Genomic DNA, 21697 nt, shown 5'->3' on the forward strand with positions numbered 1-21697 from the left:
GGTCAGCAATCCGCTTAGCGCCTTGCAGGGAAGGGTTCCCGGACTGGTGGTCACCTCCAGCAGCGGCCTGCCGGGCGCTTCTGTCAATCTACAGATCCGCGGGCAAAACACCTTACGGTCCAATGCCGGCATCCTCGCACCGCGCGATCAGCCGCTGTTCATCATTGACGGCGTTCCCTATGCAACGCAAAACGGTAACACGAACCAGTTCAGTTCCGTGCAATCGCCGGGTCTGGCCGGTTCCTATAACAATGCCTATGGCGGTGTAAGTCCGTTCAACAGCATCAACCCGCAGGATATTGAAAGCATCGAGGTGTTAAGGGACGCGGATGCCACGGCTATCTACGGATCCCGCGGTGGTAACGGCGTTATCCTGATCACGACCAAGAAAGGCAAGGCGGGTGTCACGAAGATCGACCTGAACCTGAACAGTGGGTTAAGCTTCACCGGCAAGACGATGCCGATGATGAGCACCCCGGAGTATCTTGCCATGCGCCGTGAAGCGCTGGCCAATGACGGGTTAGCGCCTAACCTGATCATCAATGACGAGGCCTATGCGCCCGACCTGCTGCTCTTCGACCAGCAAAAGGATACCAACTGGAAAAAGTATTTTACCGGCAGGAACGCTGCCACGACAAATGCAAACCTGTCACTCTCGGGCGGCAATGCCCAAACCACTTTTCATCTGAGCGGCGGCTACACCCGGGAAGGCTATATCTTTCCCGGTGACTTTTCCGCCAGGCGCGGCAGTGTGGCGCTTAGCCTTCACCATGCCAGCAGCGACAACCGGCTAAGTGTTGATCTATCGACCAGCTATTCGGCCAGCAGTAACAACAGTTCCGGCGCACGAGAGCTGCTCGGTGCATTTGCGCTTGACCCGAACTACCCGGACCTGTTGGACGCGAATGGAAAACTCGTCTGGAGCTACCAGGGCCGGCAGCTCAGGAACTTTACGGCAGGGAACAACGTAATGGCCTACCTACAACAGCCTTACCGCGTTCAGAACAACCTGTTGACGAGCAGCCTGCAGGCGGGGTACAAACTCACCTCCGGCCTGACCTTGAGATCGGGCTTTGGTTACACGACCTTTAGCGGCGATGAGTACACCGGGACACCTAAAAGTACGCTCAGTCCTTACAATAACCCGCAGGCTACCGCCCGTTTCGGGACCAATGATTACCGGACCTGGATCATCGAGCCGCAACTGGAGTACCGGGGCAATGCCGGTAAGCATAGCTACAGCGCATTGCTGGGCGGCACGTTCCAGCAAAACAACAATGCCCGGACGGATGCCAGCGGCAGCGGCTATCTGAGCGACGAGCTGATCGGCTCCCTGGCCGGCGCACCAACCCGGACGATCACGGATAGCTACAGCCTGTATAGATACCAGGCGATCTTCGGGCGGCTTACCTATCGCTACGACGATAAATACCTGCTGAACGTGAACGTCCGCCGGGATGGCTCCAGCCGTTTCGGCCCTGACAAGCGCTTCGGGAATTTCGGCTCCATTGGCGCAGGATGGATCTTCGCAGAAGAGGAATTCGTAAAAACTGCGCTGCCGTTCCTCAGTTACGGAAAGCTGCGGGGCAGCTACGGCATTACCGGCAGTGATGCCATTGATAATTACCAGTTCCTGTCCCGCTGGGCACCGGCGACCTATGCGTATGACGGCGCGCTGGGGTACCAGCCCCGCAATCTGTTCAATAATCGCTTTGGCTGGGCCAGTACCAAAAAGCTGGAGGCGGGGCTGGAACTCGGATTTTTAAAAGATCGTTTGCTGCTGAACACCACCTGGTACCGGCACCGTACAGGGAACCAACTGGTATTTTATACCCTCCCGTCGCAAAGCGGGTTTACCAGCGTAACCGAGAACCTGGACGCACTGGTGCAAAACACGGGTTGGGAGTTCAGTTTGCAGGCCACACCCGTCAAAAGTGCGGATTTCAGCTGGTCGGCAGCGCTGAACCTCTCCCTGCCTAAAAACAAGTTACTGGCGTTCCCTGACCTGGCTACTTCCAGTTACGCTTTGCAATACTTCATCGGCCAACCGGTCAATGCCGTCCGGGGCTACCGGTCCGCAGGTGTAAATCCGGAGACCGGATTGTTCGAATTCTATACAACCGCAGGCGGTCGGACGACTTCTCCGGCATCGCCCTCGGGCGGATCGCTGAATGACCAAGCCATTATCGGTAACCCGGATCCGAAGTGGTTTGGCGGCCTGCAGAACAGCTTCCGTTTCCGGAGCCTGCAACTGGATGTGTTCTGGGAGTTCCGGAAGCAGTGGGGCGTCACCTATCTGCAGCAGATCTATTCACAACTTCCCGGATTTGAGCAAAACCTGCCAGCCACCTTTAACCAGCGGTGGCAGAAGCCCGGTGACCAGGCGGCTTTTCAGCGCTTAGCGGTACAGTATGCCGACGCCTACGACACCGGTTCCTATTTCTACCAATCGGATGGTGTTTACGGGGACGCGTCGTATTTGCGCCTGAAGAACGTCGCGCTGTCCTGGCAATTGCCATCCAGGGTATTGACCAGACTTCATGTCCAAAACCTCCGGATCTACGCGACGGCGCAGAACCTGTTGACGATCACCAATTATGCCGGAAACGATCCGGAAACCCAGAATTTTTATGGAGTGCCGCCGCTTAAAACCGTGGTGCTTGGCCTCCAGCTAACCCTTTAAAAATTTGTTTATGAAACATCATAGCCTGACATATTATCTTACGCTGCTGCTGGTTTGCAGCTGCCTGTGGAGTTCCTGCAAAAAGTTTGTGGACGCCGGTTCTCCTAAAGCAGAACTTACCACCGATAAAGTATTTGCCGACAGTACCGGAGCGACAGCGGCGGTGACCGGCATCTACATTACGCCCGGAATCGGATCAGGATCCACCACGGTCGCCGCAGGGCTATCCGCCGATGAGCTGTCCACAACGGCCCAGGGCAGCTATGCCGAGTTCTTTGCGAACAACATCCGGCCGGCGAACAGTCAAAACCGCTCATTATGGGTGAGCACTTATCAGCAATTGTACCAAGCAAACGCCTGTATAGAAGGCATCATGGCCTCTCCAGGCCTTTCTGATCAGCAAAAGAAGCGATTGACAGCAGAGGCACGCTTTATCCGGGCCTTCCTGCTTTTCAACCTGACCGGGTTGTTCGGCCCGGTTCCGCTGGTCACCATGACCGATTACCGAGAAACCCGTACGCTTCCGCGGGCCGCCACCACGGCTGTATATGCACAGGTGGTAGCAGACCTGCAATTCGCACAGGCCAACCTAAGCAGCCAGGGGGAAGATACACGGCGGGGAAATTACTATGCCGCTACGGCATTGCTGGCCAGGGTTTACCTGTACCTTGGACAGTACGCCCAGGCAGCAGCGGAAGCAAGTAAAGTCATTGATTCGGGTCATTTTTCGTTGATGGCTGAGCCGAACCAAGTGTTCCTGGCGACGAGCAAGGAAGCGATATGGGCGGCTGGTCCCGGTCACTACCGGCCGGGAGACGACGGAGGGTTCCTTATTCGTACCATCGTCGGCAAGCGCCGTTCCCGCATTCGTCCTCAGTGAACAACTGCGTGCCGCCTTTGCACCGACCGATAAACGTGCAGTGCAATGGATAGCGGGGAGTACGATCGGCGGGCGGGTTTACTATTACCCGTTCAAATACAAAAAGGTGTTCAGCAGCGGTGCCCCGACGGAACACTATATGGTGCTCAGGCTGGCCGAGCAATACCTCATCCGGGCGGAATGCCGGGGAAAGACGGGGAATATCGCTGGGGCGATAGCTGACCTCCATGTCATCCAGAAACGCGCCAACGCCGCGCTGTACGCCGGGGAGGCCGCGGGCTTGCCTGACGCGATCGAGCTGGAAAGAAAAAAGGAACTGTTCTGTGAGTGGGGACACCGCTGGGCAGACCTGAAAAGAACTGGCCGGGCTGATGTCGTATTAAGCCCGGTGAAGGCTGGCTGGAAACCTGCTGCCGCACTGTTTCCGGTGCCGCAGGAAGAACTTGATGCCAACCCCTATCTGGATCAAAACCCCGGTTATTGAAGGGAAGAAAATGAGATCAAACAAAAAGAGAGCCCATGGAGCTCTCTTTTTTTATCGAACTAATCAATTACGCGTTGCAGCTATGGTTTGTGGCATTTGGGTGCCGTCAAGCTGGTTGCTGGAGTTCACCTGGCTGGCATTGAACCCGGAAATACACTGATTGGTCGATCCGCTACAAGTGAAGCCGTCAGGTTGTGGCGGTGTTTCGCTTTCACCCAGATAGGTTGCGCCGGAAGATGGAACTGATTGCGAGGTGGTTCTGTTCGCGGTGATGCGGAACCATTTATAAGAAACCAGTTTGCCATGGTGTGCTGGTGTGGTGAAGGCACTGGCACTGATCGCGATGATTACGGCTGCGATGCCTAAAATATTTTTATGCATGATCCTGAATGCTTTTATAGATCAAAAAACAAACGAAAAACTTTAATGGTAAAATATGTTATGCCTACTCTTTCAAGGATTTTCGGAACTCCTGTTGGCGCAGCGTTGCTGCCTGGTATTGATGGGTCTTAAAGTGCGGTCTTCCTCCTTTCCCTGTTACTCAGATATATCCCGGATAAACTTAACAGCAAGAAAAAGATGTTGAAGTACAGGTGCTGCTCCCAGGTCATCCACTTCAACACACCACCGCAGGAACAGGGCACGCGTTCAAAAGCATGCAGCATCACCATGGCCACATAGGCGGTGAACAGGAACATCAGCAGCGCCGAAAGGTAGAGCCCATAGCGTTTTGTCCCGGTAAAGACCAGCAAGGCTGCCGTGACAAGCTCGGTTGCCGGCAAAGTATAGATCAGGATCTGTTGCATAACCGGAGGCAGGCTTTGCATCCGCATCTGTATGACAAAGGTTTGGAAGTCGATCCATTTACTGACCGCTGTGTATACGAAAAGCAGGATCAACAGTGCTGCAATGATTCCGGTCGTCTGGTTTCGTTCCATGGGCAATGATTTTTATCGAAGTTACCGGAGCCGGTAAGAAAGCAGCGTGAACTACATCACGATCTGATTGGAACGACCTTACTATTTCAAGTGAGCAACTGGATGTTTAACGATGATCATGGCTGATCAGCTTACTAAGATTTTCCCTGGTCATATTCAAGTATGTAGCGATCAGGCGAACGGAAACCCTTTGGAAGATGACGGGGTTAACTTTCCGGAATTGCCGGTAGCGCTCTTCCGCGCTCCAGGTCATAAGCCGGCTGTAGAAATGATCCTGAAGAAGCCTTCGGCGCACGATGGTATTGGCCATCACCTTAAATTCCGGGAAGCGCGTGCGCAGGCTTTCCACAGTGGTATAGTTTATAGCTACAAGGTGGGTCGGTTCGAGTGCCTCCAGATAATAATCGGCAGGTTCCTGGAACACGCCTTGCCAGGAAAAGATGACCTCGCCGCCAAGGAAAAAGTGAAGGGTATGCTCTTTACCGGACACATCGAAATAATAGGCTCTAACCAAACCCTGTGGCAAATACCATAGGCGGTTCTCGACCTGGCCGGCTCCCTGAAAGACCTGATGATTATGGTAGAATTCCTGCCGGATGAGCGTGTTCAGTTCTGCCAACAGCTCGCTACTCGGATCTGCCAGGGACGCTAAAAAATCAACTAATGAAGGTATGGTCATAGCTGCAACATAAAGGGGTGCGGGGTTCTTAGCTGCCAGGGTCAAATTGCGGAGTACCATGCCGGCCGCTATCTTTTCCGGTTCCGGAAAAGAAATGCAAAAGAAGGGCATTTTTTGGTCCAAGTGGTGACATTGCGAAAAAGTTAAAAAATTGTTACCCCAATATTGTATGTCACCATTTCGCACTTTTTTCAGCAATAAATTCGTGGTACAACAATTAATGCCATGACACCTTTTGAAAAAGCAAGCTTTAAAGATTTTGAAAACATCCCGGGGAGCGACATGTATGAGACCGCAAATCATTTCAATCAGTACCTGGATTACCTGAAAAAAAACGACCGGTTAAATTACCGGCTGGAGTCGACGACGACCTGCGGGCCCCGTATGGACCTTCGGATGCCCGGTGAGCGCGCCCCCAGAACCTATGTCGCATTGGTGTCCAACGATTATTTAGGATTCACCCAACATCCGAAGATAAAGGCAGCAGTGATCGGGGGCATCGAACGATTTGGCGCAGGCTCCGGTGCATCACCCGCCATCGGCGGACATTTCAGCTTTCATCAGCAGTTGGAGGATAAGATCGCGGCCTTCTTCCACCGCGATGCGGCCATCCTTTACACGACCGGCTATACCGCGAACAGCGCCACCTTTCAGTGTCTCCTGAAAAAGGAAGACGTAGCGATCGTGGATATGGAAGTTCACGCCAGCATCTACGAGGGCTGTCAACTGACCAACTTAAAAATGTTCCCCCATAACAACCTGGAGCGGCTGGAGCGTCAGTTGAAAGAGGCGCAACACCAATTCCGCACAAAAATGGTGATCATCGATGGCGTTTACTCGCAAAATGGAGACCTCGCTTTGGTGAAGGACATCCTTTTGCTATGCCGGAAATATGGTGCCTATCTGGCCATTGATGATGCCCATGGGGTTGGCGTGATCGGCAAGACCGGCCGAGGAGTGCTCGAAGCAGATAACCTTTTCCAGGACGTGGATATCATGACCGGTACGCTCAGTAAGACCTTCGCTAATGTCGGGGGCTATGTGGTGGCGTCACCCGAGCTTGTCCGTTATCTCAAATTTCAATCAAAGCAACACCTGTTTTCCGTAACCGCAACGCCGGCAACCCTGGGGATCATGAAGGCGATCGACCTGATTGACGAGGAACCGCATTGGCGGGACAGGTTATGGGAAAATATCCGATACCTGAAAACCGGGTTGATCGCTCTCGGATTAGATATCGGAAAGACAGCCTCCGCGGTGATCCCCGTAAAGATCGGCGACCCGGCCAAAACCGGCGTGGTCGGAAAGTTACTGCTTGACCGCGGCGTTTATGCGAACCCGATCATGTACCCGGCAGTTGCCAAAAAAGACGCACGAATTCGAATGAGCGTGATGGCCACGCATACCCGGGAAGATCTGGATACCGTTTTGAACGCCTTCGAAGAGATAGACCGCATCGTTCCCATTTCAAAGCACTAAGTGATGATCATCGCCAATAAAAACGACCGTGGTGCGGTCATCGATATCCTTGCTGAGGCATTTGATGATAACCAGAGCGTCAATTACATCGTCGGCCCCGGGAGCGGACGCAAACGCCGGATCCAAGCGTTGATGGCTTATTCATTTGATGTGTGCCAGTTGTTCGGCGAAGTCTGGTTGTCGGATGACCGAAAAGCCTGCTTGCTCTATCTGTATCCGGAACGGAAAAAGACGAATTTCCGGTCAATCCTGTTAGACATCAGGCTCATCTGGCAAGCCATCGGTATCTGTCGTACCGGGTTAGCCCTGAAACGCGAAAAGCTGATCGCTCGAAAACAATTGAAGGGCAAGACGCTATACCTGTGGTTCATCGGCATAAAATCCGGTGACCAGCGTAAAGGCGCGGGTACCGCCTTATTAAAAGAGTTGATCGATGTTGCCGATATCGAATTCAGGAACATTATTCTCGAAACTTCCACTACCCGTAATCTGCCGTGGTATGAAAAGTTAGGATTCAGCACTTACGATGAACTTGAACTCAGCTACCATTTACATTTTCTTAAAAAAGAACCGGATTGACGATTAACCTATGTTAGGAACACAGTGCCACCTTATTACGTTCATCTTCATCATTCTGGAACTGATGATGTTGAGTTATCAACTGGCTTATTATCTATCGAGGCCACAGGACCGGACCCGCTTATGGTACCTGATCCTGTTGGTCTTAATGATCCTGTATAATGTGGCCGGCGGATTGTTTCCCGACCCCAGGATACCGGTCAGGTTGCCCGTACAAATGATGATCGCCTATGGCACCGGCTTTTTAATGGCTTCTTATTTTCCCTTCTATTTCTATAAAGCATTTGAACTGCATGCCCTGCGGTGGCATGCGCTCTACGGTGTCCCCTTATTCCTGATGCTCCCGTACCTGATCTTCTTCGTCATCATGTACGCCATTAATGGTGATATGGAAAAAACACTGGTCTACGGGATGATCGTGCCATTTGTATATGCCTTTATTCTCTTGTTTGTGATGTTCCGTGCGATCAGGAGAAAGCATCAGCAGCAGCGTGACCGTGGCCAGTACGCGAAAGAGACCGCCATGTATTTCGCGATCAGCCCCTGGGCTTCCCTAACCGTGTTCGGTATTGTGGAGGAAAGCCAGGTACTTGAAGTAATCTGCACTAATACCGGCATTATTTTTATCTCTTTTATTTTCATCAGCAAAGCCATCAAAAGGTCCCGGAAAGAATACGAGCAACTGATGGCCTATAGTATGGTGGGTATCAACCCCGGGATCATCAACCACAATAGTAAACGCTACCAGCTGACCAAACGTCAGATCGAAATCGTGTTACTTATACAAAAAGGGCTAACTTATCGTGAAATAGCCGAAACACTTTTCATCTCTGAAAAGACCGTCAGTAATCACCTGCAGAATGTTTATGAAAAGACCGGCGCGGGCAACAAGATACAATTGATACAAAAGCTTACCCAGCACCGCTGATCACTTTTCCGGCATAGGACTTTCACCCCATTTGGTCAAAATGGGGCTAATTTCCTATTTGAAGCGGATTTTCACCATGGCATCTTTGCTTCAACAACCGCCTTTGATCAGTTGATATAAACCTGTCCGTAGTGTGGAAACAGATGGCATTCCGGATCAAAACTCATCGGTTATGAAAAAAGAAACAAGACCGGGTAATTACCCTTTTGAATGGCTGGATCAAATGATCTCCGTAAAATTAAATCCGGAACGTACCACGCTGACGGAGATCCCTCAGTCTGAGGTCAGTGCAGTGGAAGACCGGATGGGGCAGGAAACCCTGGGACTGCTCAACTACCTGAAGACGCGGACGTTCGGAAGACCGGAAAAGAAAGTCCGCGACTTTGTGGTACAGTATCACGAAACCATACTGACGCTGATGGCGCAGGCCAAGCGTAACATCGCTGATTGTGCATTGGTGAGCGTCGTTGAGCTATCTGAAAAATTTATCATAGCATTAGGGGAATTACAAAAAGATGTGGAACTGCGATTTGGGAAGTATCTTTCAAAGGCGCGGTACCAAGATGTGGCAACTAAAGAGGCCAATGGCTTTAAAGTAATCTGTCAGCTTAGCGTTGACCAGTTAGGCATCCTGATCAAAGCTGCCGATGACATCAAGCTCATCTTATCCCGTTCGTTAAGCCTGATCTTTCGCTCATTGGTGCCTTTTTTGTCAACTGACCGTACAAAAAACATCTCCTGGATGAGCATGCGAAAAAGCACTTATCAATTTGAGCAGGCTGACCTGGATCACATTGTCGAAGTACTTGAACGAATGATCAAAAAAATAAAAGGCTATTACTGAATCCGGAGCTTGATAATTAAACATATACCGATAGCCAATGGGTCAAAAGACCCAAAAAAAAATAGTAAAATTACGTTTGTAAGTTTCTGACTTACAGTTTAAATTTAGCAAACCTTAACTTGTCCAATATGAAAAAGACGTACATTTTTTTTAGCTTACTGCTCCTAGTACAATGCAGTGCTTTCGCTCAAGAAAATTCCAAGAGTGAGACTGTTGAAACCAACAAAATCAAGTATAATTTCTCGAGTAAATCGTTGACTAAACCCAAGCTTTCCAAGATCAAGACTGACGAGTTTTATCAGGTCATCATAGATAGCATCAACCTGAACTTGTACAAAGTCTCTATTAATACTAAAGATACAACGACGTCAAAGGCATTGCAAATGCCTGCCTTGACGGGACTGGACCTGGAAGGCATTACAAAAGCAATTTCCGGGATCAAACCTCCGACGACCTTTTACACGATCACTAGAAAAATACCGGTGGCTGGAGATACTTCGGCACATGGGTTTTCGCCTAATAAAAAGACCAAAACTATAACTGAAAAGAAGCCCTCCCCGGTGGGCCCAAAGATGCAGGAATATAAGCAAACCTTAAATGGCTTTCTGGCATCTTTGACTTCGATCAAAGCAGCCATTGATGAAGTTTTCTTCAAGGTATACGAATACCAACTCAACCAACAACAGAACAGTCCATCGAAAGAAACCGTTTCTCCCTATGCTGCCAGACTTAAAGACATCACTGATTTGCGTAATCGAATCACCACCCTGGCAGGACTGATCACTGCGTCTCAAACAACCTATGTTGCTTTTCAAACAAAATACAAAGATGAGATTGCCAAGAACGAAGAGCTGACGGCTGCTGACAAAGCTATTGTGGAAACCTATACGAAATTGATTACCGGTTGCAGCGACGCACAATCAGCTGTGGCTGCTGATAAAGCGAGGGACTTGCTTGCCGGGCTAATCAGTACGGCCAATAACGCTAACGGACAATACATGTCACTTCCGTTTCAATTCAAAAAGGACCAAGCCACCGTTAGCTTGTTGATAGAACCGCGTAAACCGGAGCTAGGATTAAACACCTATAAACAAGAGCTGGTGTTTCCACTTCAAAGTAAATCTTACGCCGCAGTGGGCGTATCATTTTATGGCTCAAACCTGCATGATGAACCCTATTCGGTGGTCGCAGTAGATTCGGCGGAATACCAGGTAAAGCCGGAAAATTGGACAAAAATGGAGGTAGGGATTACAGCGTTACTTCGTTTAGGGACTAAGTTTTCAGATACTTCGCCGGCAGGGGCGCATTTCAGTATCGGGCCCGGGGTGACGATCGCAAGCACGATCAAGCCGCGGCTTCTGACAGGCGGTGGATTTTCCTATGGTCACAAACACATGTTCACGTTTGACATCGGCGGTATTTTCGGGTATGTTGACCGGGTAACCACTGCAGGAGATATTACCAATCAAACCTTGTCCGCCAGGCCGGACAATGTCATGGTGTCGAAACTGAGCGGTGGTATATTTGGAGCAATTGGTTATTTGTACCGTTTTTAAAGCAGCTGTACATTTAAATGAGACCGGAATTGTAAACAAGAATGCATTAGGAATTTCTTTTCGACGGCTTATGCTTTTCCAGGCGAAACACCAAACGCGCGTCGGAAAGCATAAGTAAAATGGGAAAGGCTTTCAAACCCTAATTCCGCGTAGATCTCGGAAGGACGTTTAGACTGTTCTTCGATGAGGTATTTTCCGGCCTGTAAGCGGCGCCATGTCAGCCAGCGGCCCGGGGAGCTATTAAAGATCTCTTTGAAGTCCCGTTTGAATGTTGCCAGGCTTCGGCCTGTCAGAAATGCGAAGCGCTCCAACCCCACCTTGAAGTGGTAATTTTGCTGCATAAATGCTGCAAGATCTATTTTCCCGGGTTGACTGAAATCAAAAAGAATGTTCTTCAGTTCAGGGTTGATCTTTAAGATGATCAACAGTGCTTCTTTAGCTTTAAGTTTTAGCAATTCAGTATCCAGGAGGCCATCCGCATCGAGGTAGGGAATCAATGAAGCCACCAAGTCGGAATAGGCTTTGTGCGGCTTTAGTTTAATAAAGGCATCAGTTGGAACAGTCCTGTCACAGGAAAACCCGTAGGTACTGTTAAACTCCCTCAGCATAGCTTCATCAAAGAATATCGCCACCGTCCGGTATGCGCCGTTCGGCGGCGGTATCTTTTTATACTTCGCCAATTTGTTGGCCACCGCAAACCTGAAGTCGCCTTCATTGAAAATATATTCCTTTGTGCCATCATTAGCGATAACCGAACCAGACTCCTGAAAGCTGAAGGTATGAACAGGCACAAACTGCTCACCTTTGGTCGAGGCACTGAAATAGCACGAGTGCACAATAGGCGGTATAAGACTATTTTCTTTTCTCATGTCAGCGATAAGGCCTGAAAATCCGGCCTTTAAGTTTCTATAAGTATTTGCGGTATCCGCTCCGGATAAAATTAACATATTCCTGATCATCCAATTCCTTCCGTGCATTCATCCGGGCATTGAAGTCATCATTTCCGATCGAATATCTCAGCGTATCCGTACCATCTGTAGCAGCTTCATATATCAGTTCAGCGACTGATCTGGCGGTTACCAGGCTAAAGTTACGCATGTCCTGAAACATCTTGCCTGCCGCGTTGACGAAAGGATCATAATCATCTATCTTAACGGTTTCGGAAAGCGCGTCGTTACTTACCGCGCTAAAATTGGTTGCTGTTCCCCCGGGCTCAATAATCTTAACCTTGATGTTGAGGCCATCCAGTTCATGTGACAACGCCTCTGAGAATCCTTCAAGGGCAAATTTCGATGCCGCATACAGCGATATCAGCGGTAATGTGAATTTCCCGGCACCAGAGCTGACGTTCAATATCGTTCCAGCGCGATTTTCCCGGAAGTGTGGCAGGATGGCCTTGATAGTGTTCATCACGCCTATGACGTTCACGTCGAACTGCTGCTTGATCTGTGCATCTCCGGTGCCCTCAAAAACGCCAAATTGCCCATACCCTGCGTTGTTGATCAAAACATCGATCCTACCAAATCTTTCGATTCCCTGTGCGATCGCACTTCCTATACTTTTCCTCTCCTGGACATCCAAACGCGCGAGATATACGTTAGCGATACCGGCCAACTCCGTGTCTTTCGCAGGGTCTCGCATGGTAGCGATTACATTCCAGCCTTGTTCCGCAAAAATTTTGGCGGTTTCCTTTCCTATACCGGAAGACGATCCGGTGACTAAAACTACTTTACTCATAAGTGAACTTATTAAACGTTATGAGATCAAATGTCGGAATCGCTTAGAAACCAAATTGTCTTTAAAAGCTCAATTTTATATCTTCAAAAGCTCAAAAACGAAGACGATAACAGCCATATCTTTAGCCAGACATGATGATGCCACTAATTTATCTTATCATTCCTCCCACGGTAGATAATGCCACTGTACTTGAAAACATCACTGTTGTTTTCCGACACAAAGGTCAAGCAGACCAAGACTATGGAGAGCAACAGGAGCCCTGCGGTGAGCGATCCGCAGACCTGTACCACCCGGTTGCATTGAAAGGTAAACGCATTTATCAGGGGAGCTACGGTGCCGAAAAACAAGATAGCCGTTGCGTTCACGAGCAGATGGATAAATGCGCCGGGGAGTTGCTTTTCGATCAGGAAAGTTGCATCATGCAGCGGAAGGAGCACCTCTCTGACGAGATAACTCTCAATTTGTTTCATCCGGGTCAAGTCGTTGCGAACCTCCGTTAATCCGGCGTTCCTGGTGAGTTGCTGACAAAGCTCCTGCTCTGCAATTTTCGCCAAAGTTTGATCAAGACTCACGAATAAATGAGGGGATTTCTTGACTACTTTCTCCAACTGGTCGTAAACGCCCTGAATGTTCAGCAGGTTCAGATAGTCATTGACAGACCGGTTACCATAGGCATAGGTCCTGTTGGGGTAAATAAGCGCCAGGAATGCATCTTCCGGCTCATTGCAGCTAAACTCCAGCATTTTAACGAGTAGTGTAAAATCGAATACATTATAATTCTCTTCAAGCTGGTTGATCTCCTGGTAATGTGCCTGATCCACCTTATCCAACTGATCCATGTTGACCCTAAACAGTTCAAAAATCGTTATACCTAATTTCCTGGAACGATTGTAGGCATTAGCGGTATCACCTTTAAGACCGGTCCGTAAGTAATTGAGCAGGTATCGGTAATAAGAAAGCTGCTTCCATTTATCGATGGAACTATTTAAAAGCGTTTCTTTCGTCGCGCGTATGCTACTGATCTTTTGCAGCAGGTAGGTCAGCGCGATCGTCGAGTAGATGGCCGAAATGGAGATCAGATAATAGGTATAATTAGGATCCTTACGGTCGCTTTTTAGAAACCAAACCATCAAACCGATGGTGAGCAACCCTACGATAATGGATGCCAAATTGAAGGGGTTGCCAAAGAATTGCTTATTCCATTTTTTTGCTGTTTTCTTCACCGCGGCGATGTCGAACACTTTTGCAAACTGATCACTGTAATATTGCTGCTTTGCCTGCAGGAGCGCCTTTATTGACATTGTTACGTAGCCTGTGTTCCGCAAAAATAGCAAGAATAATAACTGAAGCATAAATCAAGCAAAAACAACAACCTTACCAGCCCGGGGGTACAAAAAGGGTACAACTTAAACTTGTACTTTTTGCGCATTCCAAACAACGCTTGCTTTGTATTGTCGATCAGGCATTGGTCCTGAGGCAATGGAAAACAAAAACAAGCGCATTATGAAACACCACATCTCTTGGACCATTTATCTGGAAGCGGTGATGCTCCTGCTGGTCATTTATTACGGCTACATCTTTGTCAAATACTATCTCCCTGATTACCGCAGCCGGGTTGCAAAAAGGCCAACCGGGCAAGATCCGGCTGATGTGCTACCCGCCGAATTGATGGCCATTGAACATCCGGCTAGCGCAGCTTTTCAGGCAGAAGCGGAATATGAACAGCAATTGCCTTTCCAGGAGGCGGAGCAAACCATGGCCGATTCGGACCGCCTCCTCAGTCAGGCGAAGCAAGCCATCGACATTGCGGCCAAGCGCCCCTACTCGCCTGAACGAACAATACAAGAACTGAAGGAGATCGCCCATACATTCCCAACGCTTAAGGGCTCCCCCTATCTACCAGGCATAGCCGAGGTGATCTCCCTGAAGTGTGAAGAGACAGGCACTGCCACGCTGACCGAGGATGAAGTGAGCGCATGGTGGGATGATCAGTAATGCGGTGCCAGCCGTAGCGGCCACGGTGAAGCCGTGGCCCTAACGGTTTTCCAATCAAACTTTCGCGCTGTCTGCGGCCAGATTCTCCAAAACTGAAACATACCTAAGCCGCAAGGACAGCCAGGCTTCCCCCGTTCCGCAACCCATTGCGGGACGGGCCAGGAGCGCTATTGCCGAATTTTTTAACCCAATGATAAGTGAATATGGAAAAGTGGAATGGAAAAACAAAAAAAGTGAAGGCAATTGTCGCGGTAGTTCTCTTGCTGGTCGCAGCTACCGGCACCTACGCCCAGGATGGCAACGCCGGTATTGAAGAAGCCAATCAACAGGTGCGCAGCTATTTTGATTCGGGCACAAACCTGATGTACGCGATCGGCTCTATTGTGGGTCTGATCGGTGCGGTCAAGGTTTACCAAAAATGGAATGGAGGCGATCAGGACACCAGCAAGGTCGCGGCGGCCTGGTTCGGTTCCTGCATCTTCCTGGTGGTGGTCGCCACCATTATCAAGTCATTCTTCGGCATGTAATCTTCAACCCTACGATCATGAAAGAACAACTGACCAAGAGGCTTCACAGCTATTTGCTGGAGAACCACATGGATCTGCTGATCTCCCTGCAGGAAGACCACAGGCTAAAGGAATATCTGAACCGGAAAGTATCCTCTGTTAAAGCGTACTGGGAGGATTTACTAGCGGAGAAACGGCCGGAATACGTAATTGAAGCGCTCTGTATGGAGGAACTGACCAGTGACCTGCGACCGTCCAGGTTTGAATTTGTACGCAATCTGCTGGAGGAAGAATTCGAAGAAGATTACCGGCGCATGCTGGGCTGCGGTATCCTCAGCTATGAGGTGATCAATCTTATTGGCGCCTGTGAGCCCATCTTTAACATCTACGGGCTAACCGATGACTCGGACGACCGAAGTGATCTGCGACATGCAGTGATCGGCATGATCGCGGAGTATGTGAATGAAGGTGAAGGAATTAGGGTGAAAGGATAAGAAGATCATGGCATTTAACGCATTCAAAAAACTCCGGGGCAATATTGATGCGATCCGCATCGCGCTTGACCATAGGGATGGTCGGCAGCCATCGGCTGATGATGCCATTAAGTTGCGCGCCTACGCAGGCTTTGGCGGATTAAAAGCAGTGCTTTACCCGGCAGGTGACCGTGACGAGTGGGTTGCGCAGCATGCGTCAAAGCAGGACATGCAACTCTATCCGTCTATTATGGAAATGCACGGCCTCCTGAGAGACCGCTGTGAACCGCAGGAATATACCGCGATCATCAACGCGATGCGGGCCAGTGTAATGACAGCATTTTACACACCGGAGGTCGTGCCTGAGATCTTGTACGAAAGCTTGAAGCGCCAAGGACTAACGCCAACCCATATGTATGAGCCAAGCAGTGGTGCCGGGGTGTTTATCACCGGGGCAATTAACGCGTTCCCAGACATCACGGTAAAAGCGGTAGAAAAGGATCTGCTGACCGGGCTGGTGCTCAACGCCTTGTGCAGTACGCTGCCGCAATCTATAACCGTTGAGCGCATAGGCCTGGAAACCACGGGTAATGAGGAGAACGGCGGCTATGATCTTGTTGTCAGCAATATCCCGTTTGGCAACTTTCCGGTCTTCGACCCTGCATACCCCGACAAGAACATTAACGGCAAGATCCATAACTATTTTTTTGCCAAAGGGCTGGACAAGCTTGCCGATGGTGGCATCCTTGCCTACATCACGACCGATGCCTTTTTAAACTCCCCTTCTAATCAAGCGGCCCGCGAACATCTTTTCAGCCGTGCCGACTTCATCGGCCTGAGTGTTATGCCTGATAACCTGATGAAGGAGACTGGTAATACCGAGGCACCTAATCATTTGCTCCTTGTTCAACGTAATGATAACAAGGGGGGCATGAGCCCGGATGAAAGGCTGCTACTCGAAACAGAAGAGCGGGAGAACGAATATGGCAGCTATCATTCCAACAGTTATCTGTTAAGCCAGGGTAACGGACCGGTCATCGGTGATACCGTCCGGCCTGGCCGAAACCAATATGGTCATGCGACCATGGAGTATTGGCAGAGCGGAGCGATCGAGGCCATCCGTGAAAAGCTAGGCCAAAGTTTATCGGCGTCGTTGGAACAGCGGCTGCACCGGGAGCGGTTCGAAAACGCATCCCTGAGTGCCCGGCTGAAAACCACCCTGCCGGCTCCCGCGGAGTTGCCGGTCTTAACGCTAAAGCCTATGCCGGAGATCGTCGCGACAGCCGTGTCCGTGCAGCTGGGATTATTTGATAATGCCCCGGCGGAAAACAGCAACCGGGCGATGGACTACCTGAACGCGACCGACGAAACCGTTGTCCTGAAAGATACCGTAAGGACCATCGGTACGATACGTATGCGTGACCATGCAGCCCATGAAGGCCTGATGCTCGTTACCGCTAAGCTTCAGAACAGCCAACAATATGCCTATAAGCTATACTCCAATGTTGAAGAGATCCAAATGCCCATGGCCTGGCTAAACGGGCAGGGCTTCGGCCGGGAGGTGAACGAATTGCGGGAGCGTTTGAAGCACTTCGGCCATGAGTTCTTTTTTGAAGGGGACCAAAGCTTAAAAGGCTTGTTCAAGTTCGAGCGGGATGAAAGGATCTGGTTCAAGGGTTTGTTGCCACATCACCAGGAAGGCAGCCTGGTGGTGGACGGGTTGCGTACCGGTAACATCGTTCAGCTGGAACGCGATCATGACCGTGCCTTATTCCAGCCCATGGCCGGTCAGGGCGACGCGATGTTCTACAGGGCATACATCCGCCTGCGCGATGATTACTTTCAGCTTTATCAAACAGAGGCTGACCACCAACGGGAGCATGCCGGATACCGCCTGCAATTGAATGAGGCCTATCGTGCCTTTAGCACCAGATATGGTGAACTGAACCGTCCGGCTAACCGGCGCCTGATCCTTGCCGATGAAAAAGACGGTTTTAAGATGCTGGCCTCTATTGAGACCCGTGATGGTTTGGGCTACCGTCCGGCTGACATACTGGAGCGCCCGGTATTCCAGGCACTGGCACCTTTCCGCACAGATGATCCCGTTTCTGCGCTGGCGAGATCCCTGAACGATCAAGGCAAAGTTGATATCGGGTTCATCGCAGCGGCTACGGGTTTGAACACAGCGGAAGCCATCATCAGCCTGCATAGCCACATCTTCATCAATCCATCAACGATGGCCTGGGAAACCCGGGACGCATACCTGAGCGGAAATGTGGTGGATAAGTTAAGTATAGCGGAAAGCGCAGCAGTAGGATCTCCTGAAGACCACGAACTTCAGCGATCCCTTGAAGCCATCAGGCGGGCGCAACCAGAGCAGATCCCTTTTGAACTACTGGACTTCAACCTGGGCGAACGCTGGTTTCCCAACACGTATTATGAAAAGTTCGCCAGTGATTTTTTTGAGCTGCCGGTGACGATTAACTACTTACCGTCGAGCGATAATTTCAGGGTGAGCATTGAAGGGACGAACCTGAAGATCAGCCGGGAGTATGCGATCAGGCCAAAAGAAAGCCCGCGTACGACCTACGGTTATACTTTATTGGAACACGCGCTGGAAAATACCACGCCTTACTTCAGCTATGAAGTAAAAATGGGGGACAGCACCAAACGTTTCCCGGATAATGAGGCGATCCAGCTTGCGCATGAGAAGATCGAACGTATCCGTAATGGCTTTACCTCCTGGCTTCATGACTTGCCGGAGAGCGACAAGCAGGCAATCACATCGCTTTATAACCGGACGTTCAACTGCTATGTGTTGCGCGAATTTGATGGCGGGCACCTGCGGTTTCCGGGTCTGAAAAAGCAGGCGCTTGGCATCAATGATCTGTATGCTTCGCAAAAAGATGCGGTGTGGCGGATCATGCAAAACCGTGGTGGCCTTATCGATCATGAAGTGGGTTTAGGTAAAACGCTCACCATGGTTGCTGCCGGCTATGAGATGAAGCGGCTGGGCATCGCCCAGAAACCCATGATCCTTGCGCTTAAAGCCAATGTCAATCAGATCGCGGACACCTACCGCAAAGCCTATCCGGATGCCCGTATACTTTTCCCGGGAGAAAATGACTTCACACCTGACAAGCGGATGCGTATTTTCCATGAGATCAAAAACAACAACTGGGATTGCATCATCCTGACCCATGATCAATTTGGCAAGATACCGCAATCACCTTTGATACAACAGGAGATCTTTCAGCGGGAACTGGATGCGGTTACCGAAGATCTTTATACACTCCAGTCAGCGGGTGGAGAGATCACCCGCCGCATGCTCCGGGGTATGGAAGTCAGGAAGAATAACCTGGAGGTCAAGCTCAAGCATATCGAGCAGGTCATCGAGCAGAAGAAAGACGGTGGGATCACGTTCCGGGAAATGGGTATTGACCATCTTTTTATCGACGAGTCCCATAAATTCAAGAACTTAACCTTTACGACCCGGCATGACCGTGTTGCAGGACTCGGCAATATCGAGGGGAGTCAGAAGGCATTGAACATGTTGTTCGCGATCAGGACATTACAACAGCAGTTCAATAGTGACCTGTGCGTTACCTTTCTGAGCGGCACGCCCATCTCTAATTCCTTGACAGAGATGTACCTGATCTTTAAATACCTCAGGCCAAATGAGATGGAGCGGCAGTCGATCGCCAATTTTGACGGGTGGGCGGCAGTTTTTGCGAAAAAGACCACGGACTTCGAGTTTTCGGTCACTAATCAGATCATCAGCAAAGAACGGTTCCGCCATTTCATTAAGGTACCCGAGCTGGCCTTGTTCTATAATGAGATCACGGACTATAAAACTGCGGCGCATATTTCGCTGGACAAGCCGGCGCTGGATGAACACCTGATCAACATCGCCCCTACCCCTCAGCAAACCGATTTCATCATGCGCCTGATGAAGTTCGCCGAAACAGGTGATGCCACGCTGCTTGGCCGTCCGGCCCTTTCCGAAGAGGAAGATAAGGGGCGCATGCTGATCGCTACCAATTATGCAAAAAAGATGGCGGCAGACATGCGCCTGATCGATCCCGCCTACGGCGACCACCCGGACAACAAGGTCAATACCTGTGCGCGCCAGGTCGCGGAGTTGTACCACGCTTCCATGCCGCAACGGGGTACGCAGATCATTTTTTGCGATATCGGCACCCCCAAACCGGGCCAGTTCAACTTATATGATGCACTGAAAAGCAAGCTGGTCAATGACCTGGACGTGAAGGCAAACGAAGTGACCTTTATTCATGATTGGAACGACCGGCAAAAGCCCGAACTATTCCGCAAGATGAACCGGGGCGATATCCGCATCCTTATCGGAAGTACCGAGAAAGCGGGAACAGGATTGAACGTTCAACAACGCGTTATCGCGATGCATCACCTGGACATTCCATGGAAACCATCAGAATTAGAGCAGCGGAACGGGCGCGGCTCCCGGCAGGGCAACCTCCTGGCGAAGCAGCATTATGGGAATAAGGTCGGGAATTTCATCTATGCCGTTGAACAATCCCTGGACAACTACAAGTTCAACCTGCTCAAAAACAAGCAAACGTTCATTTCGCAAATGAAGAACTGTGAACTGAATGTGCGCAGCATTGATGAGGGTTCCGTGGATGAGAAGAGCGGCATGAACTTCTCGGAATATGTAGCCGTGTTGTCGGGCGATACCTCACTATTGGAGAAGTCAAAACTTGAAAAGAAGATCGCCGCCCTGGAAAGCCTGAAGACCGCGCACTACCGGGATGTCAGCCGTAACAAATACGCGTTGACGGACAAATTGCAGGAAAGTACGGAGATTAGCAAGGAACTCCGTTTGGTCGCCGCTGATATGAAAGTGCTTCACGCTCGATCGAAATGGGAAAAAGATGGTGCCAGGGCCAATATGATCCGGCTGGACGGTTTAACAAGTGCAGATCCGGTCGCCATCGGAAAGTTCCTGATCTCGAAATATCGCAACTGGTTACCGGAAAGTGGCACGACGGGGTCAGGCAAGCTGGGAACACTTTACGGTTTCGATCTCATGATCGAGCGGAATGCAGGAAGCTTTGAGCTGGACAAACCCGCCAGCCATTACAATGTGCTTTATGCCATCAGGCCGGAGACCGGCATCCGTTACTTGTACCATTCAGGCGCCCCTAACACGGACAATCCCAAATTGGCGGCCCGCTATTATCTAAGCGCCCTGGATAAGGCTGAGGGAAGGCCGGCGAAACTGCAAGACAAGCTCAATGAGTTGGACAAACAAATACCACAGCTGGAAGCACTGATAAGCAAAAAATTCGAGCGTGACGGAGAATTGATGCAAATGAAGTCGGACCTCACCCGGCTGGAAAGGGAGATCGCGGCCAACATCGCGGCTAAACAAAAGCTACAGCAAGGTGGCTCCGCAGACACGAATCAGCAAAAACTGACGGCATCAAAAGAAACACAGGAAGTCCTTCCCGGGAGATTAAGTGAGAAAGCGCATGCCAATGTCCTTCATAACTCGGCAAGCGAGGTGTTGCAGGACCTTCAGCAATATACTGGTGAACGCAAATCGAAAGGATTGAAATTATGAAAACAAGTATCTACCCAATCAATAAGGGCATTAATAAAAGTATTGAGTTCCGGGGTCTTAAAGCGCAATGGATCTGGTGGTTCGGCGGACTGGTGATCGTCTTGATGCTGCTTTTTACCGTCATGTATATCTGCGGGCTGGGCACCCTTTTTTGCCTCGCATCCACGGGAATCCTCGCGTTCTGGGGAAGCCTTAAGGTTTTCTCCCTCAGCAAAAAGTACGGCGAGCACGGTCTTAAAAAAATGCTGGCTTATCGCAGGTTGCCGAAACAGGTGCGCATTTCCAGCCGGAGCGTTTACATCCGCCTTGGCTGGAAGGACTCGAAAAAATAAAT

General features: G+C 50.2%; 19 protein-coding genes. 13 read left to right on the forward strand and 6 right to left on the reverse strand.

Annotated elements, in window-relative coordinates:
* The first annotated feature begins 22 nt into the window (after window positions 1-22).
* Genes QE417_RS06805 through QE417_RS06815 form a run of 3 tightly spaced genes read left to right on the forward strand, consistent with a single transcriptional unit; the run spans window position 23 to window position 4047 of the window.
* Window positions 23-2683: a SusC/RagA family TonB-linked outer membrane protein gene (locus QE417_RS06805; protein WP_311948641.1), complete on the forward strand. Its 2661-nt coding sequence runs from the start codon at window positions 23-25 to the stop codon at window positions 2681-2683.
* 10 nt (window positions 2684-2693) lie between these two features.
* Window positions 2694-3563 (forward strand): RagB/SusD family nutrient uptake outer membrane protein, encoded by an 870-nt coding sequence (locus QE417_RS06810; RefSeq protein WP_311948643.1) that lies wholly within the window; start codon window positions 2694-2696, stop codon window positions 3561-3563.
* A gap of 40 nt (window positions 3564-3603) precedes the next feature.
* A complete protein-coding gene (locus QE417_RS06815) occupies window positions 3604-4047 on the forward strand; it encodes a RagB/SusD family nutrient uptake outer membrane protein (RefSeq protein WP_311948646.1) in 444 nt (147 codons plus the stop codon).
* 63 nt (window positions 4048-4110) lie between these two features.
* Here the strand turns inward: QE417_RS06815 and QE417_RS06820 are convergent, their stop codons facing one another.
* From QE417_RS06820 to QE417_RS06830, 3 genes are all read right to left on the reverse strand, one after another.
* A complete protein-coding gene (locus QE417_RS06820) occupies window positions 4111-4428 on the reverse strand; it encodes a hypothetical protein (RefSeq protein WP_311948648.1) in 318 nt (105 codons plus the stop codon).
* A 128-nt stretch (window positions 4429-4556) separates the two neighbouring features.
* Complete coding sequence (locus QE417_RS06825) at window positions 4557-4985, reverse strand: MauE/DoxX family redox-associated membrane protein (RefSeq protein ID WP_311948650.1); 429 nt, start codon at window positions 4983-4985, stop codon at window positions 4557-4559.
* A gap of 106 nt (window positions 4986-5091) precedes the next feature.
* Complete coding sequence (locus QE417_RS06830; RefSeq protein WP_311948652.1) at window positions 5092-5787, reverse strand: Crp/Fnr family transcriptional regulator; 696 nt, start codon at window positions 5785-5787, stop codon at window positions 5092-5094.
* A gap of 102 nt (window positions 5788-5889) precedes the next feature.
* Here QE417_RS06830 and QE417_RS06835 point away from each other — a divergent pair, with 102 nt between their 5' ends.
* The 5 genes from QE417_RS06835 (at window position 5890) to QE417_RS06855 (ending at window position 11050) form a co-directional block, all read left to right on the forward strand.
* The gene (locus QE417_RS06835; RefSeq protein WP_311948658.1) at window positions 5890-7143 is read left to right on the forward strand and encodes an aminotransferase class I/II-fold pyridoxal phosphate-dependent enzyme; all 1254 of its coding nucleotides are present in this window, start codon (window positions 5890-5892) and stop codon (window positions 7141-7143) included.
* A gap of 3 nt (window positions 7144-7146) precedes the next feature.
* The gene (locus tag QE417_RS06840; protein WP_311948660.1) at window positions 7147-7722 is read left to right on the forward strand and encodes a GNAT family N-acetyltransferase; all 576 of its coding nucleotides are present in this window, start codon (window positions 7147-7149) and stop codon (window positions 7720-7722) included.
* Between the two features lie 10 nt (window positions 7723-7732).
* Window positions 7733-8650 (forward strand): response regulator transcription factor, encoded by a 918-nt coding sequence (locus QE417_RS06845; protein WP_311948661.1) that lies wholly within the window; start codon window positions 7733-7735, stop codon window positions 8648-8650.
* Window positions 8651-8822: 172 nt separating this feature from the next.
* The gene (locus QE417_RS06850) at window positions 8823-9494 is read left to right on the forward strand and encodes a hypothetical protein (RefSeq protein WP_311948664.1); all 672 of its coding nucleotides are present in this window, start codon (window positions 8823-8825) and stop codon (window positions 9492-9494) included.
* Window positions 9495-9622: 128 nt separating this feature from the next.
* On the forward strand, window positions 9623-11050 hold the full coding sequence (locus QE417_RS06855; protein ID WP_311948665.1) for a hypothetical protein: 1428 nt from the start codon (window positions 9623-9625) through the stop codon (window positions 11048-11050).
* A gap of 68 nt (window positions 11051-11118) precedes the next feature.
* Here the strand turns inward: QE417_RS06855 and QE417_RS06860 are convergent, their stop codons facing one another.
* The 3 genes from QE417_RS06860 to QE417_RS06870 all read right to left on the reverse strand — a co-directional run bounded on the left by QE417_RS06860 (window position 11119) and on the right by QE417_RS06870 (window position 14088).
* Entirely contained in the window at window positions 11119-11919 is an 801-nt protein-coding gene (locus QE417_RS06860) for a helix-turn-helix domain-containing protein (protein ID WP_311948668.1), read from the reverse strand.
* A gap of 37 nt (window positions 11920-11956) precedes the next feature.
* Entirely contained in the window at window positions 11957-12787 is an 831-nt protein-coding gene (locus tag QE417_RS06865) for an SDR family oxidoreductase (RefSeq protein ID WP_311948670.1), read from the reverse strand.
* 143 nt (window positions 12788-12930) lie between these two features.
* Complete coding sequence (locus QE417_RS06870) at window positions 12931-14088, reverse strand: hypothetical protein (protein WP_311948672.1); 1158 nt, start codon at window positions 14086-14088, stop codon at window positions 12931-12933.
* A gap of 178 nt (window positions 14089-14266) precedes the next feature.
* On the opposite strand from QE417_RS06870, the gene QE417_RS06875 reads away from it, so the two are divergent.
* From QE417_RS06875 to QE417_RS06895, 5 genes are all read left to right on the forward strand, one after another.
* A complete protein-coding gene (locus tag QE417_RS06875) occupies window positions 14267-14782 on the forward strand; it encodes a hypothetical protein (protein WP_311948674.1) in 516 nt (171 codons plus the stop codon).
* Between the two features lie 203 nt (window positions 14783-14985).
* Entirely contained in the window at window positions 14986-15309 is a 324-nt protein-coding gene (locus QE417_RS06880) for a DUF4134 domain-containing protein (protein ID WP_311948676.1), read from the forward strand.
* A gap of 17 nt (window positions 15310-15326) precedes the next feature.
* Window positions 15327-15782 (forward strand): DUF1896 family protein, encoded by a 456-nt coding sequence (locus QE417_RS06885; RefSeq protein WP_311948677.1) that lies wholly within the window; start codon window positions 15327-15329, stop codon window positions 15780-15782.
* 7 nt (window positions 15783-15789) lie between these two features.
* Window positions 15790-21363, forward strand: coding sequence for a helicase-related protein (locus QE417_RS06890; protein WP_311948680.1), 5574 nt, complete (start codon window positions 15790-15792; stop codon window positions 21361-21363).
* Window positions 21360-21695: a DUF4133 domain-containing protein gene (locus tag QE417_RS06895; protein WP_311948682.1), complete on the forward strand. Its 336-nt coding sequence runs from the start codon at window positions 21360-21362 to the stop codon at window positions 21693-21695. The genes QE417_RS06890 and QE417_RS06895 overlap by 4 nt, the downstream gene beginning before the upstream one ends.
* Window positions 21696-21697: the final 2 nt, after the last annotated feature.

Source organism: Mucilaginibacter terrae, assembly GCF_031951985.1.
Classification (GTDB): domain Bacteria; phylum Bacteroidota; class Bacteroidia; order Sphingobacteriales; family Sphingobacteriaceae; genus Mucilaginibacter; species Mucilaginibacter terrae_A.